Origin of the sequence: Lactiplantibacillus plajomi (assembly GCF_005405405.1) — a bacterium.
In the GTDB taxonomy this organism is placed as follows: domain Bacteria; phylum Bacillota; class Bacilli; order Lactobacillales; family Lactobacillaceae; genus Lactiplantibacillus; species Lactiplantibacillus plajomi.
Genome location: NZ_BJDZ01000005.1, coordinates 87,506 through 114,495, shown reverse-complemented (window position 1 = coordinate 114,495; position 26,990 = coordinate 87,506). Strand labels below are relative to the sequence as shown.

The following is a 26,990-nucleotide window of genomic DNA, read 5'->3' as shown; positions in this document are numbered from 1 at the left end:
AGGGAGTTTTGTAGTATGAAACAACGGGTCATTACGGCAGTTATTGCGCTGATCTTATTTATTCCGGTCATCTTAAAGGGTGGCCTGATTTTGGACATCGTCGCGATGTTGCTCGGGGTAATCGCAATGAGCGAGTTACTGATTATGCGTAAGAAATTGCTGATTTCTTTCGAGGCAATTATCAGTATGTTGGCGGTTGCGATTCAAATTGCACCTAACAAGTGGTTTAATGGCTTGCCAGCACAATTGGATAAGCACTATGTGATTTACTTTTTGATTATCTTACTGCTCTTGCACACGGTTTGGTCACGTAACCGGTTCTCGTTTGACGATGCCGGGGTCTTGACGCTGGGTGTTTTCTACATTGGTATGGGCTTCAACTACTTCACGGCCGCGCGCGGTGTCAGCGTTTATATGTTACTTTACCTGATGTTCATTGTCTGGTTAACGGACAGCGGCGCCTACATGGTTGGTCGCAAGTTAGGTAAACATAAGGTCACGCCGATCAGTCCGAATAAGACCTGGGAAGGCTGCGTTGGTGGGAGTGTCGTTGGGGTGATTGTCGCCACGGCCTTCGCCGCTTGGATGCAGGTCGGTTACGCCAGCTTGATCAGTATGGTTTTAATTACCATTGTGTTATCGGTCGTTGGCCAGTTTGGTGACTTAGTTGAATCTGCTTTGAAACGCTATTACGGCGTAAAGGATTCCGGTAAAATTTTGCCGGGTCACGGGGGGATTCTTGACCGCTTTGACAGTATGTTGTTGGTCTTCCCGATTGCCCACTTATTCGGCCTGTTTTAATGCTGATGGCCACCAGACTAACTGGGAGAAAGGAGCGTTGATTTGATAGTTACAATTATTACCTTCATAATCGTTTTTGGTATCCTAGTGATTGTCCACGAGTTCGGACACTTTTACTTTGCCAAAAAGTCCGGAATCCTAGTGCGAGAATTTTCCGTTGGGATGGGGCCTAAGGCGGTGGCTTTTCGGCATAACGAAACCACCTATACGTTACGGTTCCTTCCAATTGGAGGGTACGTCCGAATGGCCGGTGTGGCTGACGATGAGGATGAAGAACTTAAGCCGGGAACGCCGGTCAGCTTAATGGTTGGTAAGGACGGTTTAGTTCACTCAATCAATGCCAGTAAAAAGACGACCCTGTTTAACGGCATCCCGTTAGCAGTTACCGGGAGTGACTTGGAAAAGGAACTTTGGATCGAGGGGTACGAAAATGGTGATGAGAGTAGTGTTAAGCGCTACCCTGTCGACCACGACGCAACCATCGTTGAAAGTGACGGCACCGAAGTTCAAATTGCACCGGTCGATGTTCAGTTCCAGTCGGCGAAGTTATGGCAACGGATGTTGACCAACTTTGCGGGACCGATGAATAACTTCATCTTAGCCATCATCACCTTTGCAATTTTAGCCTTCATGCAGGGCGGGGTGACGACGGTGACCACGACCGTTGACCACACGATGGCTAACTCAGTTGCACGGCAGGCCGGGATTAAAGCCGGTGATCAAATTACCGCCATTAACGGTAAGAAGATGACCAGCGCCCAGTCGATGTCGTTGTTGATTCAAGATAACCCGAATAAAAAGGTCACCCTGAGTGTTAAGCGCGCTGGTCAGACTAAGCAGGTCACGGTTAAGCCGGCTGCTAAGACGGTTTCCGGCAATCAGGTCGGCCAGATTGGCGTTCAGTGGGCCACCCATACGGACCGGAGCTTGGGCGCTAAGTTAGCGTACGGCTTTACCGGTTCGTGGGGGATTACCAAACAAATTTTCCAAGTGCTCGGGCGGATGTTTACCCACGGCTTTAGCTTAAACGACCTTGGTGGTCCGGTGGCGATTTTTGCCACGACCTCGCAGGCCGCTAAATCCGGTGTACGAACGGTGATTTACCTCTTAGCTTTACTGTCGATCAACCTCGGAATTGTTAATTTACTCCCAATTCCGGCGTTGGATGGTGGTAAACTATTATTGAACATTGTGGAAGGGATTCGTGGCAAGCCGCTGCGGGTCGAAACCGAAAGTGTCATTACCCTGATTGGGTTTGGCCTATTAATGTTATTAATGATTTTAGTTACTTGGAACGATATTCAACGGTATTTTTTCTGAGTCACTAATTAAACTGGAACATAAGGAGACGTTTAGTAGATGAAACAATCGAAACTGTTGATCCCAACGTTAAAGGAAGTGCCGAATGATGCCGAAGCGCTCAGTCATCAGATGATGCTGCGTGCCGGGTATATTCGTCAAATCTCGGCTGGGATGTACGCTTATTTGCCATTGGCCTACCGGGTCCTGACAAATATTGAAAAAATCATTCGCGAAGAAATGGAAAAAATTGACGCGGCTGAAATGTTAGTCCCCGCCGTAATTCCGGCCGAACTTTGGAAGGCGACCGGCCGTTACGAAACTTACGGGCCGGAACTATTCAAATTAAAGAACCGCCACGACCGTGAATTTATTTTAGGGCCGACGCACGAAGAAACTTTCACGTCGATTATTCGCGATGAAATCAAGTCGTACAAACGGTTGCCATTATCGTTATACCAAATCCAGTCTAAGTACCGTGATGAAGACCGCCCACGCTACGGCTTATTACGTGGACGGGAATTTATTATGAAGGACGGTTATTCGTTCCACGCGGATGAAAGTTCGCTGGACGATACGTTCCAAGACATGGCGCAAGCCTACCAAAACATCTTTGAACGGTGCGGCCTGAAGTTCCGTTCGATTATCGGTGACGGTGGTGCGATGGGTGGTAAGGATTCTCGAGAATTCTCTGCGATTGCACCGGTCGGCGAAGATACCATCGTTTACTCAGATGCCAGTGACTACGCGGCAAACTTGGAAATGGCCCGTAGTTTATACGTGCCTAAGAAGTCGCACGCGTCATTGTTGGACATGGAAAAAATTGAAACCCCAGGTGTTGGTACGATCGACGAATTGGCCGACTTCTTAAAGGTTGGGGCTGATAAGCTGGTTAAGAGTATTCTGTACATGGCCGACGATGAACCGGTCATGGCGTTAGTTCGTGGCGACCACGAAGTTAACGACATTAAGTTAAAGAACTACTTGGGTGCCGGGGTCTTAGAAATGGCCACCCCTGAACAAGCTCAGCAGTACCTCGGGGCCAACTTTGGCTCACTCGGCCCGGTTAACGTTAGTGACGACGTGAAAATCGTCGCTGACCTGTACGTCAAGGACATGGCCAACATTACCGTTGGTGCTAACGAAGACGGTCACCATTTTACGAACGTCAACCCGGAACGCGACTTCCACGCTGAAGATTACGTGGATATCCGCTTCGTGCAAGAAGGCGAATTATCGCCAGACGGCGCCGGTGTTCTGAAGTTCACCAAGGGGATCGAAATTGGTCACATTTTCAAGTTAGGGACCCGTTATTCGAAAGACTTGCACGCCGAAGTGCTTGATCAAAACGGCCGTAACATTCCAGTAATCATGGGTTGCTACGGTATCGGGGTTTCACGGTTGCTTTCCGCAATTGCGGAACAAAAGGCCGACGAAAACGGTTTGATTTGGCCAAAAGCCATCGCACCGTTTGACGTTCACGTCATCCCGGTTAACCCCAAGAAGGCTGAACAGGTCGAAGTGGCCGATCAGGTGGAACAACAGCTTGAAGATGCTGGCTACAAAGTGCTTTACGATGACCGTAAGGAACGCCCCGGCGTCAAGTTTGCCGATTCCGATTTAATGGGGATTCCGGTCCGCATTACGATTGGGAAGAAAGCTAGCGACGGCATCGTTGAAATCAAGTTACGCGAAACTGGTGAAACTTTGGAAGTTAAGACCGAAGAAATTGCCAATAATTTAGCCGTTTTACTAAAAAACGTTGACTAATTGTAACGGCCTATTCGTTGCAAGTTGACTTAAAAATGCGTACACTTAATCACTAGTGGATGCGGAAATCACCTAGTTTCGGTAACGTTGAAACTAGGTGATTTTAGTTAGGTATTGAATCAAAGGAGGAGCACGTGTGAGCTTAAATCAGCAGGAAATGTTTGAGAAACTCCTCGAACAAATCGCGATGCCCAAGGGACCGGAGTTTGATGACGCCGCTATCTCTAAGCTGACCGTTCACCAAGACTCAAAAGTTTGGGAATTTCACTTGCACTTTCAACACGTATTGCCGTATACCCAATTTATGACGTTTTACAATAAATTGCAGGTGGCATTTAAAGACATTGCACGGGTCACGATCGATATTCAAAGTGACGACCAACAACTAGAATCGCGCACCTTAGCAGACTACTGGGAATGGATCGTCAAGAATAGTGGGATTTCCTCACCATTAGTGCAATCGCTATGTAACAGTAACGTGCCGTCACTAGACGACGGCCGGGTAGTGTTACTCGCCGAAAATGAAGTTATTCAACAGTTTTTAACCAACCAAGCGTTGGGACCAATCGAAGCCACTTATCAACAACTTGGCTTTCCAAAGTTCTCGATTCATACGATGATCGACGAATCGGCGTCCCAGGCTAAAATTCAAGAATTTCACGCACAGAAGGCTAAGTCTGACCAAGAATTAGCTAAGAAGGCCGAAGCGGCAATCAAGAAAGCTAACGAAAAACGGTCGAAACAGGCCGACCAACCCGCGCCGGTTGACGGTCCGGTTCAGTTGGGGAAACAAATCAACCCGCAGGAACCGGCCAAGCAACTGGTTCAAATTACCGAAGAAGAACGGTCGGTCATCGTGGAGGGCTACGTCTTCGACATGGAAATACGGACACTCCGCTCACAGCGGCAGTTGTTAATTTTAAAAATCACCGATTATAGTTCTTCGATGGTCGTCAAGAAGTTCTCACGGAACGCTGACGACGAAGCCCAGTTCGCGGCCCTAAGTACCGGAATGTGGGTTCGGGTTCGCGGTTCGGTGCAAGAAGATAGTTTTATGCGCGACTTAACGATTAACGCGTATGACATTAACCAAACTAGTCACGCCAGCCGCCAAGATACCGCACCGGCTGATGATAAGCGGGTCGAATTACACTTACATTCCAACATGAGCCAAATGGACGCGACTAACAGTGTTAGCGACTACGTTAAACAGGCGGGTAAATGGGGTATGCCGGCGATTGCGATTACCGACCATTCCGGTGCCCAGGCCTTTCCCGAAGCGTTTGCGGCGGGCGAGAAAAATAACGTTAAAATTTTGTACGGTGTCGAGGCCAACATGGTCGACGACGGCGTCCCGATTGCCTATAACGACGCGCCGGTTGATTTAAAGGACGCAACCTACGTGATTTTCGATACGGAAACTACCGGCCTGTCCGCAATTTATGACCGGGTCATCGAATTATCAGCGGTCAAAATGGAAAAGGGAAACGTCATTGACCAGTTCGAAGAGTTCATTGACCCCGGCTTCCATTTGTCGGCGCAAACTACCGATTTGACCAGTATTACCGATGAAATGGTGCGCGGGTCTAAGTCGGAAGAGGAAGTTTTCCGGCTATTCCGTGAATTTTACGGCGACGCCATCATCGTTGGGCATAACGTGACTTTCGATATGGGCTTTATGAATACCGGCTACGAACGCCATCACATGGACCCAATCAGTAATCCGATTATTGATACGTTGACGTTGGCCCGGTGGTTATACCCGGACTTCCGCCGCTATACCTTGGATTCGTTATCTAAGAAGTTCAACGTTAACTTGGAACACCATCACCGTGCGATTTACGATGCTGAATCGACCGGGCACCTGAATCACCTCTTTTTGAAGGATGCGGAGGAACGCTACGGGGTCGCTTTGCATAGTCAGTTGAACGATCACATGAACGAAAACGCGGCGTATAAGCACGCGCGGCCGTTTCACGCGACACTCTACGCGACTACCCAGGCCGGGTTGAAAAATTTATTTAAAATTATTTCGCTGGCAAACGTTCAGTACTTTGCCAACGTCCCGCGGGTGCCGCGCAGCGTTCTAAATAAGTACCGCGACGGTATTTTAGTCGGCTCGGCCTGTCATAATGGTGAAGTCTTTACCGCCATGATGCAAAAAGGACGCGCCGAAGCCAAGCAAAAAGCGCGTTACTACGACTTTTTGGAAGTTCAGCCGAAGGGCGTCTACAGTGACTTGATCGAAAGTGGGCTGATTGCGGACAACCAACACTTGGAAGAAATTATTAAAAACATGGTCGACCTCGGCCACGAGTTAAATATTCCGGTAGCGGCGACCGGCGACGTGCACTACTTAAATAAGCAGGATAAAATTTACCGGACCGTTTTAATTAAGTCACAACCCAAAATTGCACTGGGTCGGAAACGGACCGAGTGGCCGGACGTACACTTCCGTACGACTAACGAAATGTTAGACGACTTCCGCTTTCTAGGCGAGGAGACCGCCCACGAGATCGTGGTCGACACGCCCCGGGCAATTGCGGACCGTTTCGAATACGTCCGCCCGGTTAAGGATAAGCTGTACACCCCGCGGATGAAGGGTGCCGAAGCTGAGATCAAGCAGTTAACGATGGACCGGGCCCACGCCTGGTATGGTGATCCGTTGCCAGAAATCGTCCAAAAACGGGTCGATAAGGAATTAAAGAGTATTATCGGGAACGGGTTCTCTGTTATTTACCTGATTGCCCAACGGTTGGTGTTCAAGAGTAACAAGGATGGGTACTTAGTTGGGTCGCGGGGCTCGGTTGGTTCCAGTCTGGTCGCGACCTTGTCCGGGATCACCGAAGTTAACCCGATGCCACCGCATTACCGTTGCCCGCAGTGTCAATACTCGAAGTTTTATACCAATAACGAGTACGGTTCCGGCTACGATTTACCGCCGAAGGATTGCCCAAAGTGTGGGACCAACATGGTGCGCGATGGTCAAAACATTCCGTTTGAAACCTTCCTTGGGTTTTACGGGAACAAGGTCCCCGATATTGACTTGAACTTCTCCGGTGACTACCAACCGATCGCCCATAACTACACCAAGGTGCTGTTCGGCGAAAAGAACGTGTACCGGGCCGGGACGATCGGTACGGTGGCGGATAAGACCGGTTACGGGTACGTTAAGGGGTACGAACGCGATACTGAGCAAAACATTCGGACCGCTGAAATTGACCGGTTGGCAAAGGGAATGACCGGGGTCAAGCGGACGACCGGTCAACACCCGGCCGGAATCATCGTTGTGCCGGATTACATGGACATTTACGACTTTACGCCGGTCCAGTACCCGGCTGATGATCAGAGTGCGGCTTGGCAAACGACCCACTTTGATTTCCATTCGATTCATGACAACATTTTGAAAATTGATATTTTGGGACACGATGATCCGACGATGATCCGGATGTTACAAGACCTTTCGGGCATCAAGCCAGAAAGTATTCCGCCGGTCGACCCGAACGTCATGAAAATTTTCTCAAGTCCGGAAGTTCTAGGCGTGACCGAAGACCAAATCTTTTCAAAGACTGGGACGCTTGGAATCCCCGAATTCGGGACCCGCTTTGTGCGGGGCATGTTGGAAGAAACCCACCCGTCGACCTTTAACGAATTGCTTCAAATTTCGGGATTGTCACACGGAACCGACGTGTGGTTAGGCAATGCGGAAGAGTTGATCAAGGACGGAACGGTTACGCTGGCCGAAGTTATTGGGTGCCGGGATAACATCATGACCGACTTGATTCACTACGGGATGGAATCCGACATGTCTTTCCAAATTATGGAGCACGTGCGGAAAGGGCGCGGAATTCCTGACGACTGGCAACAAGCCATGAAGGACGCCAACGTGCCCGACTGGTACATTCAGTCCTGCCTGAAAATCAAGTACATGTTCCCGCGGGCCCACGCGGCGGCCTACATTTTGATGGCGTTGCGGGTGGCGTACTTTAAGGTTTACTTCCCACTGGTGTACTATTCAGCTTACTTCTCAGTTCGGGCCGATGATTTCGACTTGGTCGCAATGGCCAACGGGAAGGACGCCACTAAGGACGCCATGAAGGCCATTACTGATAAGGGGATGGACGCTTCGGCCAAGGAAAAGAACTTATTGACGGTGTTGGAATTAGCCAACGAAATGTTGGAGCGCGGCTTTAAGTTTAAGATGGTTGATTTGTATAAGTCCGACGCGTCGGACTGGTTGATCGACGGCGATACGTTGATTGCGCCGTTCCGAGCCGTGCCCGGGTTAGGGTTAAACGTTGCGAAGCAAATCGTGGCCGCACGGGCGGACAAGCCGTTCTTGTCAAAGGAAGACTTATCCAAGCGGGCCAAGGTTTCGCAGACGTTGATCGATTTTATGAGTGAAAACGGGGTTTTAAACGATTTACCGGATGAAAACCAACTTTCATTGTTTTAATGGTTGGGGCCAACTAAATCGCGTAAAGTTGCGGTTTTTCGGATATTATGCTAATATATAAATGTAATTTAAAACTCGTTAACGAGTGAGCAGCGATGCTCACTCTTTTTATTGGACTAATCTGAATTAGGAGGCGCAGTCTTGAGTAATAACGTTGTTGAGACGATTCAGCCGGTTGCAGAAGCAATCGTCACTGCTCATCAATTTGAACTCGTGGACATTGAGTTTGTTCGCGAGGGTCAGGGTTGGTATCTCCGGGTGTACATTGACAAGCCCGGTGGCATCAACATTGAAGAGTGTGCAATGGTTAGTGATGAACTCAGTGAAAAATTAGATGCGATGGATCCAGATCCGATTCCGCAAGCTTATTTCTTAGAAGTATCCTCTCCGGGTGCCGAACGGCCGCTAAAAAAGGAAGCCGATTACCAAAATGCGATCGGAAAATACGTTCACATTGGCTTGTACCAGAAGTTGGACGGTAAAAAGGCTTTTGAGGGCGACTTAAAAGAAGTGACCCCGGAAACTTTAACAATCGACTATTTGGACAAAACCCGTCATAAGACGATTACGGTTGACCGGGATAAAATTTCACAAGCCCGCTTAGCAGTGAAGTTCTAAATCAGTAAAGGAGTTTACTCATGAGTAAGGAATTATTAGGGGCCTTAGACACCCTTGAAACAGAAAAAGGTATCAAGAAAGAAGTTGTGATCGACGCACTTGAAGCGGCGCTGGTTTCAGCTTACAAACGGAACTACGGCCAAGCCCAAAACGTTGAAGTTGATTTTGATCAGGTTAAGGGCAACATTCACGTTTACGCGGTCAAAGAAGTTGTTGAAGAAGTCTTTGACTCCCGCTTGGAAGTTAGTTTACAAGACGCCTTGAACATTAATAAGGCTTACGAAGTTGGCGATGAGATTCGTTTTGAAGTCACGCCCAAGAACTTTGGGCGGATTGCGGCACAAACCGCTAAGCAGGTCATTATGCAGCGGGTTCGGGAAGCGGAACGCGGCATTATCTATGACGAATATAGCCAGTACGAAAACGAAATCGTTACCGGTGAAGTAGAACGCCAGGATAACCGCTTCGTTTACGTCAGTCTTGGTAAGGTCGAAGCCGTGATGGGCCATTCTGACCAGTTACCGGGTGAAACTTACCGGATTCACGATAAGATCAAGGTTTACGTTTCTAAGGTCGAAAACGCCACTAAGGGGCCGCAAGTCTTCGTTTCACGGACGGCGCCGGACTTACTGAAACGGTTATTCGAACAAGAAGTGCCAGAAATTTTTGACGGGATCGTTGAAATCGTGTCAATTGCACGCGAAGCCGGTGACCGTGCTAAGGTTGCGGTTCGTTCAAATAACCCGAACGTTGACCCGGTCGGGACCTGTGTGGGACCCAAGGGACAACGGGTTCAAACCATCGTTAACGAACTTCACGGTGAAAACATGGATATCGTGGAATGGACGGATGATACCGCGGTCTTCATCGCCAACGCGTTGAACCCGGCCGAAGTGCTGGACGTCATTTTTGACCCCGAAAACGAACGTGGTTGTACCGTTGTCGTACCCGATTACCAATTGTCGTTAGCAATTGGGAAACGCGGGCAAAATGCGCGCTTAGCCGCTAAATTAACCGGGTTTAAGATTGATATTAAATCTGAGACCGAAGCATCTGATATAATGGAAGCAAATCCTGATAACGTTGCGGCGGCCGAAACCGCAACCGATGCACCGGTTGAAGATGAAGAACTGCCTACCGACGACGCGTCCGTGGATTCAGCTGCTGACGGTGACGCGGAATCACCAGCAACTAGTGATGATGACGCCGACGACTCAGCTGCAGCTACCAGCGACGCTGAATAGTAAGCAAAGTAACTAAAGGAGGTCTGGGATATGAAAAAAAGAAAAGTGCCGTTACGCAAGGACATCGTAACGGGTGAGATGCATCCCAAGAAAGACTTAGTCCGGGTTGTTAAAAACAAGCAGGATGAGGTATCGGTCGATCCGACTGGTAAGAAGCCTGGTCGCGGCGCCTACATTGCGCTCGACGTGGCGGTCGCAAAGCGTGCGCAAAAGGAAAAGACGTTTGATAAAGCGTTTGGCATCAAAGTGGATGCCGACTTTTACGACGAGCTCGTGGCCTACGTTGATCATCAGCAAGCCCGAAAGGAACTGTTCGGTGATGACGCCTAAGCAAGCTTGTTTAAACCTACTGGGCCTGTCTCGGCGTGCCAAGAAACAAATTGCGGGTGAGGGCTTAACGCTCGCTGCAATTCGGAACCAATCGGCCAAGCTCGTTTTCATTGCGAGTGACGCCGGTCCCACGACTGCCAAAAAGTTCCATGATAAGGCCCAATCTTATAATGTTCCCGTGATCGATACTTTTACCAAGGAAGAGTTGAACGCCGCGGCTGGCAATAAACGCACCGTTTATGCCATTACCGACGCCGGCTTTGCCAAGAAGATGGTGGCGATCATGACACAATAAAGGAGGGTGAAGATATGGGGAAAAAGCGAATTTATGAATTAGCGAAGGAGCTCAACGTCCCAAGTAAAACGTTGATTGCTAAAGCCAACCAACTGGGATTCTCCGTTAAAAATCATATGTCGACACTCGGTGACAATGAAGAACGCCAACTACGGGCCTCTTCAACGGCCACCCATCCTAAATCTAACACGACTAGTCAGACTAGTCCGACCGCCCGTAAAGCGGTCAAAACTGTGACACGAACTGCTAACCAGCAGCAATCCAACTCGCGTCATCAACAGAGTGGTGATTCTTTGAATAATAATCGTAATAATAACAATAATCAAAGTCGCTCGAACAACCAACAGAGTCGTTCGAACAATGGTAACCGGAGCAATAATAACGGGTCGCGGACCAATAATAATGCTCGGCCAAACAACAACCGTTCTAACGGTGGTAACGGGCAAGCCCGGACGAATAACAACCGTTCCAATAACGGTCAGAACCGGTCAAATAATGGTCAGAACCGGAATAACGGTGGCCAAAACCGGTCAAATAACGGTTCCCAAAACCGGACGAATAACAGTCAGAACCGTTCAAGTAACGGTAATAACGGTAACCGTAACGGTGGGACTAGTAACAGCTCACGCAACGGTGGCGGCCGCTTTGGTGGTAGCTTAAACAACAATAATAATGGTGGTGGTCGTTACCGCGGTAACAACAATAACCGCCGGCGGAACAACCGCAATAACAAGCAAAACCGTAAGAACCAACGGATCCGGCAAGTCAATAACAAGCCGGCACCGGTTCGTAAGGATAAGCCGTTGCCAGAAACGCTGGTTTACACGGTCGGCATGAACGCCCAGGATCTGGGTAAGATCTTGCACCGTGAACCCGCTGAAATTATCAAGAAATTGTTCATGTTAGGCGTAGCGGTCAACCAAAACCAGTCCTTGGATAAGGATACGATTGAAGTCTTAGCGGCCGATTACGGTATCGCGGCTCAAGAAAAGGTTGAAGTCGACGTGACCGACCTGGACAAGTTCTTTGATGATGAAAGTAATAATACCGAGAACTTAGAACCACGGGCGCCAGTCGTTACCGTCATGGGACACGTTGACCATGGTAAGACGACCTTACTAGATAAGTTACGGCATACCCACGTAACTGCTGGCGAAGCCGGTGGGATCACGCAGGCAATCGGGGCTTACCAAGTTAAGCACGATGGCAAGACGATTACCTTCTTGGATACGCCAGGACACGCGGCCTTCACTGAAATGCGGGCACGTGGTGCGGATATCACCGATATTACCGTCCTCGTGGTGGCGGCCGATGACGGTGTCATGCCACAAACAATCGAAGCCATTAACCACGCCAAAGCGGCTAAAGTGCCGATTATCGTGGCGGTTAACAAGATCGATAAGCCGGGTGCTAACCCGAACCACGTCATGGAACAATTAACCGAATACGGTTTGATTCCAGAAGACTGGGGTGGCGACACGATCTTCGTTCAAATTTCAGCTAAGTTCGGTAAGAACCTGGACGAATTGTTAGACATGATCCTGCTGCAAGCTGAAGTGCTTGAATTGACGGCCAACCCTAAGCAAAACGCGGCCGGTTCCGTCTTGGAAGCCAGCTTGGACCGTGGGAAGGGTTCAACCGCAACCTTGTTAGTTCAACAAGGGACGATGCACGTTGGTGACCCGATCGTTGTTGGGAATACTTACGGTAAAGTCCGGACGATGACCAACGACCACGGTAAGCGGATCAAGGAAGCCGTTCCGTCGACTCCAATTGAAATTACCGGTTTAAACGACGTGCCGGATGCCGGTGACCGTTTCGTTGTCTTTGATGATGAAAAGACCGCTCGTGAAGCCGGTGAACAGCGTGCTAAGCAGGCGCTGATGGACGAACGGAAACAAACGACCCACGTCACGTTGGATAACTTATTCGACTCCATGAAACAGGGTGAATTGAAGGAAGTTGACGTCATTATCAAAGCTGACGTGCAAGGTTCCGTCGAAGCCCTCGCCGGGAGTTTACGTAAGATTGACGTTAAGGGTGTGCGGGTCAACATTATCCATACCGCCGTTGGGGCCATCAATGAAAGTGACGTTGCCTTAGCGGAAGCAAGTAACGCCATCATCATTGGTTTCAACGTTCGGCCAACGCCGCAAGCGAAATCGCAAGCGGATACCGACGACGTTGACATTCGTTTACATCAGGTTATTTACAATGCCATTGATGAAATCGAAAGCGCCATGAAGGGTATGCTAGAACCGAAGTACGAAGAAAAAATCACTGGTCAAGTTGAAATCCGCGAAATCTATAAGGTTTCAAAGGTTGGGACGATCGGTGGTGGGATGGTCACTGATGGGGTCATTCACCGTGATTCCGGTGTCCGGGTCATCCGTGACGGCGTGGTCATCTATGACGGTAAGCTTGCCAGCTTACGGCGTTTCAAGGACGACGTGAAGGAAGTTAAGCAAGGCTTCGAACTCGGTCTGCGAATTGAAGACTACAATGATATTAAAGTTAACGATGTAATTGAAGCTTACGTCATGAAGGAAGTTCCGATTGACTAAGCATCGGCATAAGGGGGTAAACTAGATGGCACAACATTATCGGGTTGGCCGGCTTGAACAAGAAATTCAACGCGAAGTCGACGACATTTTGTTAAAACGGGTTCGTGACCCACGGGTTGCGGGGATCACCATTACGGGGGTCACCGTCACCGGTGATTTGCAACAGGCCACCATTTACTACAGTATTTTGTCCGATAAAGCTTCTGACGGTGAGAAGACGGCGGCTGGTCTGGAAAAGGCCAAGGGACTGATCCGGAGCGAATTAGGCTCACGGCTTAGCATCTACAAGACGCCTGAACTGACTTTTGAACGCGACCAATCGGTTCAATACGGCAGTCGAATCGACGAATTGATCAACAATTTAAAGCGGCAAGACTAGTTCTTGACCGTTAGAAAAGCGCCTCTCAGCCTGCGGGTTGGGAGGCGCTTTTTTGCAATTAAAGGGGCACTAATTCATGAAAATATAAAATTAAAATGAAATTAGTATTGACGAACGAAAATGAGAGTGTTTTAATATAATCAATCACATAAACGGAAAGGAAAGATAATTATGACTCAGCTACTCCCAACTAACGCGTATTATTTCGGCTTGGTTTACTTTAGGTAGCGTCCGTATCAATCTTAGATGCGGGCGGCACACACGTCCGTGTCTAAGGTTAGCGAAGTCATTTTTGTCTTAGCCAGCTAGACACGTAAGGGTCTAGCTGGAATAACTGTTAAACTGAACGGTTAATGAGAAGCCAGTTAGATTCTTAGAATCTAGCTGGCTTTTTTTATTTTCGTTAAACATTAAAGGGGTCTTAGAAATGAACCGAAAATCGTTATCGGTCAGTCTGTACCTGAACTACTTCGTTCACGGTCTGGGCCTGATCATCATCACCCAAAATATGCAGGCGTTAAGCACCCATTGGCAAACGCCAATTGCTACGGTTTCCTACGTGGTGTCGGGGGTCGGGATTGGTCGCTTGCTAGCGTACTTCTTACTTGGGAGTTTGTCGGACCGCTTTGGCCGTAAACTATTCGTTAACCTAGGAATGCTGAGTTACCTGATTTTCTTCGTTGGGATGGCGTTTGTCACTAATATTCAACTGGCATACGGGCTGGCAATCCTTGCCGGAATTGCCAATTCGGCGTTAGATGCCGGCACGTACACGACCTTCATCGAGATGGGGGGTAACCGTGGTTCGGCAAACGTCTTGCTAAAAGCCTTTGTCTCAGTCGGCGAGTTCTTGTTACCACTAATGGTCGCAACGGTCGATGCGCAACGGTGGTGGTACGGTTGGACGTTCCTGATTGCCGCAGCGATTTTACTGGTGAACATTGTTTTGTTGAATCGCCAAACGTTTCCGGCCCGCAACCACGATGACGCGACGATGGCCGCGGCCAGCCACCGGTTATCCAAACGGCGCCGGCTGATCGCCTCGGTCGGGTTGGCCGGTTACGGCTACACGTCGATGGCCATCATGATTCTTTATACTCAGTGGATCAGCCTCTTCGTTAGTCAAACGTTCCAGTTCAACCAAGTGGTCGCCCATTTGTTACTGTCACTTTACAGTATTGGCTCGATCAGCGGCGTCGGCGTGATTTTTCTACTTTTACGCCGGGGCGTTAGCGAAACCCGCTTGTTAGTTGCCATGAATACGGGGTCGCTATTAGCATTAGTCGTGGTTAGTTACAGTCCGTTGACCTGGCTATCAATGCTCGGCGCACTCGCGTTTGGCTTTACCGCTGCGGGGGGCATCATGCAAGTCGGGTTGAACCTGTTTATCAAGCTATATCCGCACGTTAAGGGGCGGGTGACCGGCGTGTACTTCACGTTCGGCAGCATTGCGTCATTTACGGTCCCGCTGATCACCGGCTGGCTGTCACAACAAAGTGTCGCGGCCGCTATGCGTTTTGACCTAGTCGTTGGTGCTGCTGGATTACTGTTAGTCGCGTTGACCGCTTGGGTGTTGAAACCGGCCCGGTCACTTACGAGTCAACGACAGCAAATCAATCAGATCGACGCGCGCATCGTTAAATTATTGAACCAGCGTTTTGATACGGTCACGGCAATTGGTGCGATCAAGGCGGCCGAACAGTTGCCGGTCCTCGATCAAAATCGCGAAACGGTCGTGTTACAACGGGTGGCTGATCAGAGCCATACGGGCGCCCATACGCCGTACCTACAAGCCATTTATCAAGCCATTATGGCAAATTCACGGGCTTACCAAGCCCAGTTACACCGAAAGGATGAAGAACATGATTAACTACGTCACGGCCGGTGAATCCCACGGCCCCCAATTAACGGGAATTTTAACCGGGATTCCGGCAGGACTAACTTTGAATATTGACGCCATTAACGCCGGGTTAGCTGCCCGCCAAGGTGGTTTTGGTCGCGGTAACCGTCAGCAGATCGAACACGACCAAGTGGTGGTCACCGGTGGTTTACGGCACGGCGTTACCCTTGGTTCACCACTGGCGTTAACGATTCAAAATCGGGACCACGCCCACTGGTCCGAAATTATGAATCCGACCAGCCCCGCCACCGCTACCAACACCCTGCGACAAGTGACCCGGCCGCGACCGGGTCACGCCGACCTAGTTGGAGGGATGAAGTACGGCCACCGCGACCTTCGCAACGTTTTAGAACGGTCGTCGGCCCGCAAGACTGCTATGCGGGTCGCCATTGGTCAGGTCTGCAAGCAACTGTTGGCCCAGTTGGACATTCACTTGATCGGTTACGTGCACCAAATCGGGGCGGTGGTTGCGGATGATTCGACCGTGACAACGGTCGACGCGCTGGCGACGGAAATTAGTCGCAACGATTTGCGCATCACCGACCAGTCGAAGGTGACCGAGCTGCACGACTTAATCACGGCAACGAAGAAGGCCGGCGATACGTTAGGCGGCGTAATTAAGGTGGTCGCGGAAAACGTTCCGGCCGGACTGGGAAGTTACACGAGCTGGGATACCAAGTTGGATGGTCAGCTGGCGGCCGCGGTGATGGGCGTTAACGCGATGAAGGGCGTTGAAATCGGTGACGGTTTCGGAGCGGCGGCCAACTACGGTAGTCGGGTTATGGATGAAATTGACTGGAATGCCGAAAACGGCTGGCGCCGGCTCAGTAACCACCTCGGCGGCTTTGAAGGCGGGATGACGAACGGCATGCCGATCATTGTTAAGGCGGCGATGAAGCCGATTCCGACCCTTTACAAGCCGCTGCAAAGTGTGGACGTTGCCACTAAGGCTAAGCAGAAGGCTAGCGTCGAACGTTCTGACACGACCGCCATCGTACCGGCTTCGATCGTGGTGGAAAGCGTCGTTGCAATTACCTTAGCCCGCGCACTGACCGCAACGTTTGATGGTAGCAACCTTGACCGGTTACGGGTACAGCTGGCGACGTACCGTGACGAGCTGCGGCAATACTAGGTCGGCCAATGGAACTACATACGTTAGGACCAGCAATGACCGATAGTTACGCCGCCGCTCAAATTTATCAGCGCAACCACCGGCAAACCGAGTTAACCATCGTGGGTCATCCGAGCTTTGAAACGATTTTGACCCACTTGGACGGGTACCGCGGACAACAATTATTGATACCGGCGGCGTTTAAATCGTCCGCGCTAAACGCAAGTTGGGGCGATGTGCACTACGCTTTGTTAGAACAAATGACGTTACGCGACTGTTTCATGACGGCGCTGGACCCGTTAGTGGTGGTACAACGCTGTGACGCCGACAACCGCATCGGTTACACCCACGCGGCCACAGCGCAACTGTTAGCACGGATCGTGAGTGGGGTGACCGTCCAGACGGCAACTAGTAAGTACTTAGCTTATCGCGCCTACCAAGAAAATCGGGCCGGTTACGTTTTAACCAACGAAAAAAACGTGCGTTTAACGCCGCACGAAAAAATCATTAAACGGCTGACACCCAAGATGGTGTGGTGCGTTTATCAAATTAATTAGGTGATATTTATGACAATGCAATTAGGAGCGGGCCGTCCAAACGGCCTTCACGGAACGATTCGCGTTCCGGGAGACAAAAGTATTTCACACCGCGGCTTGATGCTTGGTGCAATTAGTACCGGAACCACCGTGTTACACCACTTTTTGACCGCGGCCGACTGCTTATCGACGTTGAACGCCCTTAAACAGTTAGGTGTCGACATCGCGCGCGATGCGGACACGGTGACGGTCCGTGGCAATGGTCGCCACGGCTTACACGCGGCTGACCAACCACTCGACATGGGTAACGCCGGCACGGCGACCCGCTTGTTAGCCGGCTTATTAGCCGGTCAACCGTTCAACAGCACCTTGATTGGCGACGCGTCGCTCAGTCAACGGCCAATGACGCGGGTTGAGCGGCCCTTGGCACAACTGGGTGCGCAGCTCGAGCTGACGGACGGCCACTTACCGATGCAAATTACCGGTCAGCCGTTACACGCCGCGACGGTCCAACTAGCGGTGGCCAGTGCGCAGGTCAAAAGCGCGGTCTTGTTAGCGGGCCTGTTCGCGGATCAACCCACTACGGTGATTGAAAAGTTACCGACTCGCGACCACACCGAACGGTTGATCAACGCGTTTGGGGGGCGGGTCACAACGGCGCGTGACCGGCGAACGATTACGTTGGATCCGAACAACCAGTTGAGTGGTCAGACGTTAACGGTGCCGGGTGACGTCTCTTCGGCGGCCTTTTTCTTAACGGCGGCCAGCATCGTGCCCAATTCACACGTTCGTTTGGAAAAAGTTGGGTTAAACCCGACCCGGACCGGTATTTTAACGGTATTGCAACGGATGGGCGGCCACGTGACGGTCACGCCCCGGGAAAATCCAGGGGAACCCCTCGGGGACTTAGATGTCCGCTTCGCCAAATTACGGCCAATTCAACTAGGTGCAGCCGACATTCCGGCCGTCATTGACGAGTTACCGTTAGTGGCGTTACTGGCGGCCACCGCCGATGGGATTAGTGAGGTCAGCGGTGCGCAGGAACTGCGGGTCAAAGAAACCGACCGGATCAATACGATTGTGACCGAGCTGAAAAAACTCGGCGTGGCAATCACCGAAAAAACGGACGGTTTTATCATTGACGGTCGTCAAACTTGGCAACCGACCGGTCAGCCGTTTGCTAGTCACGGTGATCACCGGATCGGGATGATGATGGCAATTGCGACGCAGCGGCTGGATCAACCAACCACGCTGACCGGCGAAAAGGCAATTGGGATTTCCTACCCGACGTTTTGGCAGGACTTGGACCGGTTGCGGAATGGCGCGGGGGTGTTGGCATGACAACGATTTTGATTAAGGGACTCGGTTTAATCGGCAGTTCACTAGCGCAGGCGATTCGTCAAGCCGAACCCGCGGTGACCGTGGTTGGGGTGGATACTGATCAAGCTAGTCTCAGTTACGCCGAGCAACGGGGCATCGTTGATCAGACGGCGCCAGCCTTGGCCGAAGTAGCGGGTCAGGCCGACGTTATTATCCTGGCCACGCCGGTCAGCGTGATTTGCGCGGATCTCGCGCAGTTGGCCGCGTTACCGTTAAAAGCCGGGGTGCTGGTGACCGACGTCGGCAGTACGAAACAAGCGGTGATGCGCGCTGCTAAGCCACTCCAGTCCAAGGGGGTTGCCTTTATTGGGGGTCACCCGATGGCCGGTTCGCATAAATCGGGGGTGACGGCCGGAAAGCCGGATTTATTTGAAAACGCGTTTTACTTCCTGATTCCCGGCTTAACGGCGGACAGTGCCGTGACCAGCTTACAAAAGTTATTGCGGGCGACCCGCGTGAAGTGGTTGACGGTCACCGCCACGCAGCACGACCGGATTGTTGGCCAGCTAAGCCACTTACCGCACGTCGTCGCCGCAGCCCTGGTTAACCAGACCCAGGCGGCCTTGGCGGATTCACCATTGGGCCTGCGCTTAGCTGCTGGTGGGTTTAAGAGCATTACCCGGATTGCTAGTTCTGACCCGACCATGTGGACGGCGATTCTTAGGACCAACGGCGAACTCGTAACCCACCGATTACAGGCCTATATTGATGAGCTCACCCGCGTGAAACGGGCGATTGCGGTGGGCGACACCGCCAACCTTAAAGATTTTTTTGACCGTGCCAAGCTTACTCGTGACCAGTTGGGACCGGAACAATTGGGGAGTTTACCTAATTTTTACGACCTATTTTTAAACGTGCCCGACCGGGTCGGTGCGCTTGCTGACGTGACCCACCGCTTAGCAGCTGCTCAAATCAGTTTAGTTAATATTCATATTTTAGAAATTCGTGAGGATATCGACGGGGTCTTACAACTGACCTTCGGCAATGCTGCAGCGCAAGCGCAAGCGGCGAGGGTGCTCGAAACTGCCGGTTACCAAATCGTGAGGAGGAATTAGTTATGCAAGCAATTTTAATCGGATTCATGGGTTCAGGAAAAACGACCGTGGGACGGTTACTGGCACAAACGCTGGCGACCCAGCACGCGGATTTAGATGACTTAATTGTTGAAAGTGCCGGAACGCCAATCACCACGATTTTTGCCAACTACGGGGAACCGTACTTTCGACAACTCGAACAGCAGACTTTGATCAACGCCATTAAGCAGCCCGGCATCTTATCGACCGGCGGGGGGACGCCGACGGTTGCCGCCAACGCCGCGGTGTTAAAACGGTCACCGGTGCCGGTGATTTGGCTGGCCGCGACGGGTGAAACCATTTTGGAACGGGTCCAAAACGACCGTTCGCGCCCGCTAGTCAATGACCTGAATACGGAATCGTTGATGACGCTAAAGCGCCAACGGGCAACCTTATACGCCAACGCTGCCGACTTGGTGATTCACACTGATCAGCTAAGTCTGCAAGAAATTGTGGGCCACATTGTGAGTTGGCTGACGGCCAGTCACTTGGTGGCGCGGGCGTAGCGTGACCGACTGCGGTTACTGGAACACGATCAATGAGCATATTGGAGATAAGCTCGGGCGCGCCATTTAAAGGCGGGCCCGGGCTTTTGCGATTTTGAACCCGGGCGGGCTGGACCTGGTGTGGTATACTGAACGAGGTTTATTAATCTGTAAACAAACGTAATTAATATGAAGTAAGCTTAACTTGCGAGGAGTTTTTTTATGGCAGACGGAATTTTACCTTTATATAAACCGCGTGGCATGACGAGTTTTGACTGCGTGGCAAAAATTAGAAAGTTGTACCAAACCCGCAAGGTGGGGCATTCAGGCACGTTGGATCCTAACGTTGACGGCGTCTTACCGATTTGTATTGGTAACGCGACCAAGGTCGTTCAGTTCTTAGTTGCCTCGGGGAAAGAGTATCGCGGTAGCATCACCCTGGGCTTTGCGACGACTACCGAAGACCTTGACGGTGAGGAAGTGGCGCGTGAGGCAATCACCACGCCGTTTTCGGATGAGCAGATCAACGCGGCTTTAGCAAGCTTGACGGGGGACATTACCCAGATCCCACCGATGTTTTCGGCGGTTAAAGTTAACGGACGCCGGTTGTACGATTACGCGCGCCACGGCGAAACCGTTGAACGACCGGTCCGCCACATTAAAATTAGTCGCTTTGAGCAACGTCAGCCGGCAACTTACGACCCGGCTGTTCAAACCCAGACAATCGATTTTACGGTGGCTTGCAGTAAGGGGACTTACGTCCGGACTTTAGCGGTGGATGTCGGCAAGGCCCTCGGGGTACCCGCAGTCATGAGTGACCTGACCCGCTTAAAGAGCGGTGGCTTTACGCTTGCCGAGACGGTCACCTTTGATCAAATTGAAGCTGAAGTGGCGGCCGATAACGCGGCCGCGCTCTTAGCACCGATTGACCAGGCACTCGCTCAGTACCCTTGGGTCACAATTAGTGATGACCTGTGGGCGCGGGTCAAAAACGGCGTCTGGTTGACGGCGGAAGACTTACAGTTAGATGATTTAGAGAAAAATAAAACGGTTGCATTAGTTTACCAAAACGGCTTAAAATGTCTTTATCAGTATCGACCGGACGAACGACGTTATAAACCGTTGAAAATGTTTTCGGTTAAATAGGGAGATTTTTGTATGCAGGTGATAAATTTACACAATCTAACGGCCGTTCAAGCGGCTAGTGAGGATCCGGTCGTCTTGGCGCTTGGCTTTTTTGACGGTGTCCACCGTGGGCACCAACGGGTCATAGCAACGGCCCGTAAAGTGGCACAGCAACGGGGGGTCAAACTAGCCGTCATGACGTTTGATCAGCATCCCTCGGTCGTGTTTGACCATGCCGATCCGGCGCACGTTCGTTACTTAACGACGGTTGCCCAAAAGACGGCGTTGATGGCCGAAATGGGGGTCGACGTCCTCTACGTGATGGATTTCAATGCCAAGGTCGGCGCCTTGCCACCGCAACGGTTTGTGGACCAGTTACTCGTTGGCTTACACGCCCAGGCCGTGGTTGCCGGCTTTGATTACACGTACGGTCCGGCTGACGTGGCTAACATGCAGCGGTTACCGGAATACGCGCGCGATCGCTTCGAAGTTATCGAGGTGCCAAAGGCGACCCTCGATGACCAGAAAATTAGCTCGACGCGGATCCGTAAGGCGTTAGATGCCGGCGATATCGACGAAGCCAATTTGTTGCTCGGCTACCAATATGAAACGAGTGGTCAGGTGGTTCACGGCGAAGCCCGCGGGCGGACGCTCGGTTTTCCAACTGCCAACGTGGCACATAGTAGTAATACCCGCGTGCCGGGCATTGGCATTTACGCGACGATGGTGCAAGTCGGCCAGCAATGGGTTGCGGGGATGGCCTCGGTTGGTCGCAACGTTACTTTTGGTGATGACCGGCCAATTACGGTCGAAATCAACTTGTTAGATTTTCACGGCGACTTATATGGTCAGAACGTGACGGTCCGGTGGGGTCACCGGATGCGCGGTGAAATTAAATTTGACGGTGCGGACGGTTTAATTGCGCAACTCAATAAAGATGAGCAGGGTACCCGCGACTACTACGCGGCCCACCCGTTTCGAGTTCAGCCGCGTTTAGACTGTCAGCAGACGACTCAAGTAAAAATGGAGGGGTAATAGTGGCAACGACGGATACGATTTTTCAACACGGAACCTTGGGACTATTAGTACCGGGGCTCTTCGATGGCACGATTACGGCCAAGGAATTATTGACGCACGGAGACAACGGTATTGGGACCCTGAACGGTCTGGACGGGGAAGTCATCATCTTAGACGGGCACGCCTACCAAGCCCGCGAAGACGGCCAGGTTAGTGAAATCGGCCCGGACGAAAGCTTACCGTTCGCATCGGTTCACTTCCAAAAGCCGGACGTCAGTGCGCCATTAAGCCAACTATCTCAGGCGGCCTTTGAAGAAAAGGTGGTTGCCGATTACCGTTTGACCAACGTGTTTGCGGCGATTCGCATTGACGGGACATTCAGTTACGTCAAAACGCGGGTGGCCCCGCGCCAACAACCACCGTACAAGACGCTGGTTGAGGCGACCGCGACCCAGCCTGAATTTGAAGGTCACGCCGTGCAGGGCTCAATTATCGGTTACTACGCACCACACCTGTTTCAGGGTGCAACCGTTGGTGGCTTCCACTTACACTTTTTAAGTGCGGATCACCAACTTGGCGGCCACTTATTGGGCTTTGATATTGATCAGGCGACCTTGAAGGTGCAACACTTTGCGAACTTCAAAGTGCACCTGCCGATTGATAATGAAGCTTATTTACAAGAACGCTTTGATAACGCGGCCATCGATAGCGCCATTAACAAAGCGGAACGTTAATTTGAACAAGCATAACCAGTTATTTTACGGGTAAGCCGAATAACTGGTTTTTCTTTAAGCAAACTATTAGCACTCTATGGATGAGAGTGCTAATATAGAATTTGTTGAGCGGAGCCGCTGCTTGCGGGGGGTTGATTCCCGTGAGGACAGTCCGCGGTTAACCGCTAAAAATCTTTGTCCTTCCTTGACTTTCACGGGAAGGGTTGTTATATTAGTACTTGTGTTAGCACTCCATTTAGTTAAGTGCTAAAAAGAGGTGATGATCACGTTAACTGAACGACAAAGCCTAATTCTAAAGGCAATTGTCCGTGACTATACCGAAGGCGGTAACCCCGTCGGTTCTAAATCGTTGGTTCAAGAATTACCAATGAAGGTCAGCTCGGCGACCATCCGTAATGAGATGGCCCGGCTAGAGGACCTGGGGTTGATCGTCAAGACGCACCTATCTTCAGGTCGGATTCCCTCGATTCGCGGATACCGGTACTACGTTGACCATATCCTAAAACCGGAAAAGGTGGATAGTCGTGACTTGAAAGTAATCCAACACTCGTTGGGTGGTGAATTTCATAAGATCGATGAAATCGTGGCGCAATCGGCGGATATCTTGTCACAATTGACGAGTTACACGACCTTTACGTTACGGCCGGAACTAAAGGATAGTCGCTTGAGTGGCTTTCGGTTAGTGCCGTTGGGCAATCATCAGGTGATGGCCATCCTCGTCACGAATAATGGCGACGTTGAAAACCAGACCTTTACGATTCCCAACGACCTGAGCGGCGACGAACTCGAGCCGGTAGTTCGGTTCATCGATGATCAATTGATTGGCCTGCCGTTACAAGACGTCCTCCGCAAACTCCAGCACGAGATTCCGTTGAAACTTGCAAAGTACTTGCAGGATCCGGACGGTTTTCTGGATATTTTCGGTAGCGTACTGTCCAAGGCAGCTTCCGAGCGGTTTTACGTTGGTGGCAAGTTGAACTTGTTCAACTACACCGACCAAAACGACCCGAAGGAATTGCAGTCATTGTACTCGTTACTAGATCAAACGGATAGCTTGGCAAATGTGATCGGGCCACCTGGTCAGCACATCCAAGTTCGTATCGGTAATGAGATCACCAACGATTTGTTGAAAAACTACAGTTTAATTACCGCGACTTACGACGTTGACCAACACGGTAAAGGGATGATTGCCATCCTGGGACCCACGGCCATGCCGTATTCGCGGATGATTGGACTGATGGGCGCGTTCCAGCGGGAGCTTGCCCGCAAATTATTAGATTATTACCGGTACTTTGACGAGTGACGGACAGGGAGATGAAAGCATTGGCTAAAGATTCAAAGAGTGCTGAGGCTGACAAGCAGCAACAAGCGACTTCATCAGCTGACAGCACGGCTAGTCAAGCTAGCCAAGCCACAACCGAAACTGCCAGTGAAACGGCATCTGGTGCAGCGGATAAGCAAACTTCAGCGAAGGATGATCAAGCGACACAACTCCAAAGCTTGAAGGATCAGTTAGATCAAAAAGACGACCAGTTATTACGGGCGCAGGCGGAAATCGTCAACATGCAAAACCGTAATAAGAAGGAACAGGCTGCGTTGTTGAAGTATGACGGCCAGGCCTTGGCCAAGGACGTCTTACCCGTTTTGGATAACTTGGAACGGGCGCTAGCAACCGACGCGGATGATCAGGCCGCCCAGCAACTTAAAAAGGGGGTCGAAATGGTTTACGGCCATTTACAAGACGCCCTTAAGAAGCACGGCGTGACCGAAGTTCCGGCTGACGGCGAGAAGTTCGATCCAAACGTTCACCAAGCCGTTCAAACGGTGCCGGCGGATAAGGATCATCCAGCGGACACGGTCGTTCAAGTACTCCAAAAAGGGTACTTATTGAAAGACCGGACGCTCCGCGCGGCGATGGTCGTTGTTGCACAGTAATTCAGAAATCAAAAAAATTTAAAAGAGGTTTGTTAATTTATGGCAAGTAATAAAATTATCGGTATCGACCTCGGGACGACTAACTCAGCAGTTGCCGTTCTAGAAGGTAATGAACCTAAAATTATCACGACTCCAGAAGGCGGCCGGACGGTCCCATCAGTTGTTGCGTTTAAAGACGGCGAAACTCAAGTCGGTGAAGTCGCAAAGCGTCAAGCAATCACGAACCCGAACACGGTCGCTTCGATTAAGCGGCACATGGGTGAAGCGGGTTACAAAGTCAGCATCGAAGGCAAGGACTACACCCCACAACAAATTTCCGCGATGATTTTACAATACATCAAGGGGTTCGCTGAAGACTACTTGGGTGACACGGTTGAAAAGGCCGTTGTGACGGTTCCGGCTTACTTTAACGATGCCCAACGGCAAGCAACTAAGGATGCTGGTAAGATTGCCGGTTTAAACATCGAACGGATCATCAACGAACCAACGGCTGCTGCTTTGGCTTATGGTTTGGATAAGACCGATAAAGATGAAAAAATCTTAGTTTACGACCTTGGTGGTGGGACTTTTGACGTTTCCATCCTTGAATTAGGCGACGGGGTCTTCGAAGTCTTATCAACGAACGGTGATACTCAACTTGGTGGTGACGACTTTGACCAAAAGATCATTGACTGGTTAGTTGCCGGCTTCAAAGCTGATAACGGCGTTGACTTGTCACAAGATAAGATGGCCTTACAACGGTTAAAGGACGCTGCTGAAAAAGCGAAGAAGGACCTTTCTGGGGTTTCTGAAGCGCAAATCAGCTTACCATTTATTTCTGCCGGTGCCAGTGGTCCACTTCATTTGGAAACCACGTTATCACGGGCTAAGTTCAACGAATTGACTGAAGACTTGGTTGAAAAGACCCGGATTCCAGTTGAAAACGCCTTGAAGGACGCCAACTTATCCGCTGGTGACTTGGACGTTGTTATCTTAAACGGTGGGTCTACTCGGATTCCAGCCGTTCAAGAAGCCGTTGAAAAGTGGACTGGCAAGGAATCCAACCACTCGATCAACCCTGACGAAGCGGTTGCCTTAGGGGCCGCCGTTCAAGGTGGGGTCATCACCGGTGACGTTAAGGACGTCGTTTTATTGGACGTTACGCCACTTTCCCTTGGGATTGAAACCATGGGTGGAGTCTTCACTAAGTTGATCGACCGTAACACCACGATCCCAACCAGCAAGTCACAGGTCTTCAGTACCGCCGCTGATAACCAACCAGCCGTTGATATTCACGTCTTACAAGGTGAACGGCCAATGGCAGCGGACAACAAGACGTTGGGTCGTTTCCAATTAACGGACATTCCTGCTGCCCCTCGTGGGGTTCCTCAAATCGAAGTTAAGTTCGACATTGATAAGAACGGGATCGTTAACGTTTCCGCTAAGGATATGGGAACGAACAAGGAACAAAAGATTACCATCAAGAGCTCATCGGGCCTTTCTGACGAAGAAATTGATCAAATGGTCAAGGAAGCCAAGGAAAACGAAGACGCCGATAAGAAGCGTAAGGAAGAAGTTGACTTGAAGAACGAAGTTGACCAACTGATCTTTACGACCGACAAGACGTTGAAGGAACTTGATGGCAAAGTTTCAGAAGACGAAGTCAAAAAGGCTAAGGATGCGCGTGATGCGTTGAAGAAGGCCCAAGATGACAACAACGTCGATGAAATGAAGGCTAAGAAGGATGACCTGAACAAGATCGTGCAGGACTTGTCAGTTAAACTTTACCAACAAGCACAACAAGCTCAAGGCGACGCTAAGGGCGGCGACGCGGCTGGTAGTGCCGATGCCGGTAAGGGTGACGACAACACGGTCGACGGTGACTTCGAAGACTTGGATAAAGATAAGGATAAGAAGTAATACCGGTTAAACAGAGAGGCCAGGGCCGCGGGGTCTTGG

The 26,990-nt window shown here is 50.7% G+C and carries 22 protein-coding genes; all 22 read left to right on the top strand.

Going from position 1 to position 26,990, the window contains the following annotated elements:
* Positions 1-15 precede the first annotated feature (15 nt).
* Positions 16-801, top strand: coding sequence for a phosphatidate cytidylyltransferase (locus tag FFM82_RS03085; protein ID WP_137644407.1), 786 nt, complete (start codon positions 16-18; stop codon positions 799-801).
* A 42-nt stretch (positions 802-843) separates the two neighbouring features.
* Positions 844-2,121, top strand: coding sequence for an RIP metalloprotease RseP (rseP, locus tag FFM82_RS03080; protein WP_137644406.1), 1,278 nt, complete (start codon positions 844-846; stop codon positions 2,119-2,121).
* A 39-nt stretch (positions 2,122-2,160) separates the two neighbouring features.
* On the top strand, positions 2,161-3,870 hold the full coding sequence (locus FFM82_RS03075) for a proline--tRNA ligase (RefSeq protein ID WP_137644405.1): 1,710 nt from the start codon (positions 2,161-2,163) through the stop codon (positions 3,868-3,870).
* 136 nt (positions 3,871-4,006) lie between these two features.
* Complete coding sequence (locus FFM82_RS03070) at positions 4,007-8,326, top strand: PolC-type DNA polymerase III (RefSeq protein WP_137644404.1); 4,320 nt, start codon at positions 4,007-4,009, stop codon at positions 8,324-8,326.
* A 141-nt stretch (positions 8,327-8,467) separates the two neighbouring features.
* Positions 8,468-8,944 (top strand): ribosome maturation factor RimP, encoded by a 477-nt coding sequence (gene rimP / locus FFM82_RS03065; protein ID WP_137644403.1) that lies wholly within the window; start codon positions 8,468-8,470, stop codon positions 8,942-8,944.
* 20 nt (positions 8,945-8,964) lie between these two features.
* Positions 8,965-10,188, top strand: coding sequence for a transcription termination factor NusA (gene nusA, locus FFM82_RS03060; protein WP_137644402.1), 1,224 nt, complete (start codon positions 8,965-8,967; stop codon positions 10,186-10,188).
* 30 nt (positions 10,189-10,218) lie between these two features.
* The gene (gene rnpM, locus FFM82_RS03055) at positions 10,219-10,518 is read left to right on the top strand and encodes an RNase P modulator RnpM (protein WP_137644401.1); all 300 of its coding nucleotides are present in this window, start codon (positions 10,219-10,221) and stop codon (positions 10,516-10,518) included.
* Positions 10,508-10,813 (top strand): L7Ae/L30e/S12e/Gadd45 family ribosomal protein, encoded by a 306-nt coding sequence (locus FFM82_RS03050; RefSeq protein WP_137644400.1) that lies wholly within the window; start codon positions 10,508-10,510, stop codon positions 10,811-10,813. The genes rnpM and FFM82_RS03050 overlap by 11 nt, the downstream gene beginning before the upstream one ends.
* A 14-nt stretch (positions 10,814-10,827) precedes the next feature.
* Positions 10,828-13,377: a translation initiation factor IF-2 gene (gene infB, locus FFM82_RS03045; protein WP_137644399.1), complete on the top strand. Its 2,550-nt coding sequence runs from the start codon at positions 10,828-10,830 to the stop codon at positions 13,375-13,377.
* A gap of 25 nt (positions 13,378-13,402) precedes the next feature.
* Complete coding sequence (rbfA, locus tag FFM82_RS03040) at positions 13,403-13,756, top strand: 30S ribosome-binding factor RbfA (protein WP_137643269.1); 354 nt, start codon at positions 13,403-13,405, stop codon at positions 13,754-13,756.
* Between the two features lie 427 nt (positions 13,757-14,183).
* A complete protein-coding gene (locus tag FFM82_RS03035) occupies positions 14,184-15,626 on the top strand; it encodes an MFS transporter (RefSeq protein WP_137644398.1) in 1,443 nt (480 codons plus the stop codon).
* Positions 15,619-16,788, top strand: a complete 1,170-nt coding sequence (aroC, locus tag FFM82_RS03030; protein WP_137644397.1) for a chorismate synthase — start codon at positions 15,619-15,621, stop codon at positions 16,786-16,788. Before FFM82_RS03035 ends, aroC begins: the two co-directional genes overlap by 8 nt.
* Before the next feature lie 8 nt (positions 16,789-16,796).
* Entirely contained in the window at positions 16,797-17,324 is a 528-nt protein-coding gene (locus tag FFM82_RS03025; RefSeq protein WP_137644396.1) for an amino acid biosynthesis protein, read from the top strand.
* Positions 17,325-17,333: 9 nt separating this feature from the next.
* Positions 17,334-18,644, top strand: coding sequence for a 3-phosphoshikimate 1-carboxyvinyltransferase (aroA, locus tag FFM82_RS03020; protein ID WP_137644395.1), 1,311 nt, complete (start codon positions 17,334-17,336; stop codon positions 18,642-18,644).
* Positions 18,641-19,738: a prephenate dehydrogenase gene (locus tag FFM82_RS03015; protein WP_137644394.1), complete on the top strand. Its 1,098-nt coding sequence runs from the start codon at positions 18,641-18,643 to the stop codon at positions 19,736-19,738. The genes aroA and FFM82_RS03015 overlap by 4 nt, the downstream gene beginning before the upstream one ends.
* Before the next feature lie 2 nt (positions 19,739-19,740).
* Positions 19,741-20,262 (top strand): shikimate kinase, encoded by a 522-nt coding sequence (locus FFM82_RS03010; protein ID WP_137644393.1) that lies wholly within the window; start codon positions 19,741-19,743, stop codon positions 20,260-20,262.
* Between the two features lie 201 nt (positions 20,263-20,463).
* Positions 20,464-21,387: a tRNA pseudouridine(55) synthase TruB gene (truB, locus tag FFM82_RS03005; protein WP_137644392.1), complete on the top strand. Its 924-nt coding sequence runs from the start codon at positions 20,464-20,466 to the stop codon at positions 21,385-21,387.
* 12 nt (positions 21,388-21,399) lie between these two features.
* Positions 21,400-22,401: a riboflavin biosynthesis protein RibF gene (ribF, locus tag FFM82_RS03000; protein WP_137644391.1), complete on the top strand. Its 1,002-nt coding sequence runs from the start codon at positions 21,400-21,402 to the stop codon at positions 22,399-22,401.
* A 2-nt stretch (positions 22,402-22,403) separates the two neighbouring features.
* Entirely contained in the window at positions 22,404-23,117 is a 714-nt protein-coding gene (gene budA, locus FFM82_RS02995) for an acetolactate decarboxylase (RefSeq protein ID WP_137644390.1), read from the top strand.
* A gap of 259 nt (positions 23,118-23,376) precedes the next feature.
* The gene (hrcA, locus tag FFM82_RS02990; protein ID WP_137644389.1) at positions 23,377-24,420 is read left to right on the top strand and encodes a heat-inducible transcriptional repressor HrcA; all 1,044 of its coding nucleotides are present in this window, start codon (positions 23,377-23,379) and stop codon (positions 24,418-24,420) included.
* Between the two features lie 11 nt (positions 24,421-24,431).
* Positions 24,432-25,052 (top strand): nucleotide exchange factor GrpE, encoded by a 621-nt coding sequence (grpE, locus tag FFM82_RS02985; RefSeq protein ID WP_137644388.1) that lies wholly within the window; start codon positions 24,432-24,434, stop codon positions 25,050-25,052.
* A 39-nt stretch (positions 25,053-25,091) separates the two neighbouring features.
* Complete coding sequence (gene dnaK, locus FFM82_RS02980) at positions 25,092-26,951, top strand: molecular chaperone DnaK (RefSeq protein ID WP_137644387.1); 1,860 nt, start codon at positions 25,092-25,094, stop codon at positions 26,949-26,951.
* The last annotated feature ends 39 nt before the right edge of the window (positions 26,952-26,990 follow it).

Excerpts from the sequence above, each read along its gene's own strand:
- FFM82_RS03085 (WP_137644407.1), top strand. The coding sequence starts at position 16 with ATGAAACAACGGGTCATTACGGCAGTTATTGCGCTGATCTTATTTATT.
- FFM82_RS03075 (WP_137644405.1), top strand. The coding sequence starts at position 2,161 with ATGAAACAATCGAAACTGTTGATCCCAACGTTAAAGGAAGTGCCGAAT.
- nusA (WP_137644402.1), top strand. The coding sequence starts at position 8,965 with ATGAGTAAGGAATTATTAGGGGCCTTAGACACCCTTGAAACAGAAAAA.
- rnpM (WP_137644401.1), top strand. The coding sequence starts at position 10,219 with ATGAAAAAAAGAAAAGTGCCGTTACGCAAGGACATCGTAACGGGTGAG.
- FFM82_RS03050 (WP_137644400.1), top strand. The coding sequence starts at position 10,508 with ATGACGCCTAAGCAAGCTTGTTTAAACCTACTGGGCCTGTCTCGGCGT.
- infB (WP_137644399.1), top strand. The coding sequence starts at position 10,828 with ATGGGGAAAAAGCGAATTTATGAATTAGCGAAGGAGCTCAACGTCCCA.
- rbfA (WP_137643269.1), top strand. The coding sequence starts at position 13,403 with ATGGCACAACATTATCGGGTTGGCCGGCTTGAACAAGAAATTCAACGC.
- FFM82_RS03035 (WP_137644398.1), top strand. The coding sequence starts at position 14,184 with ATGAACCGAAAATCGTTATCGGTCAGTCTGTACCTGAACTACTTCGTT.
- aroC (WP_137644397.1), top strand. The coding sequence starts at position 15,619 with ATGATTAACTACGTCACGGCCGGTGAATCCCACGGCCCCCAATTAACG.
- FFM82_RS03025 (WP_137644396.1), top strand. The coding sequence starts at position 16,797 with ATGGAACTACATACGTTAGGACCAGCAATGACCGATAGTTACGCCGCC.
- aroA (WP_137644395.1), top strand. The coding sequence starts at position 17,334 with ATGACAATGCAATTAGGAGCGGGCCGTCCAAACGGCCTTCACGGAACG.
- FFM82_RS03015 (WP_137644394.1), top strand. The coding sequence starts at position 18,641 with ATGACAACGATTTTGATTAAGGGACTCGGTTTAATCGGCAGTTCACTA.
- FFM82_RS03010 (WP_137644393.1), top strand. The coding sequence starts at position 19,741 with ATGCAAGCAATTTTAATCGGATTCATGGGTTCAGGAAAAACGACCGTG.
- truB (WP_137644392.1), top strand. The coding sequence starts at position 20,464 with ATGGCAGACGGAATTTTACCTTTATATAAACCGCGTGGCATGACGAGT.
- ribF (WP_137644391.1), top strand. The coding sequence starts at position 21,400 with ATGCAGGTGATAAATTTACACAATCTAACGGCCGTTCAAGCGGCTAGT.
- hrcA (WP_137644389.1), top strand. The coding sequence starts at position 23,377 with ATGATCACGTTAACTGAACGACAAAGCCTAATTCTAAAGGCAATTGTC.
- grpE (WP_137644388.1), top strand. The coding sequence starts at position 24,432 with ATGAAAGCATTGGCTAAAGATTCAAAGAGTGCTGAGGCTGACAAGCAG.
- dnaK (WP_137644387.1), top strand. The coding sequence starts at position 25,092 with ATGGCAAGTAATAAAATTATCGGTATCGACCTCGGGACGACTAACTCA.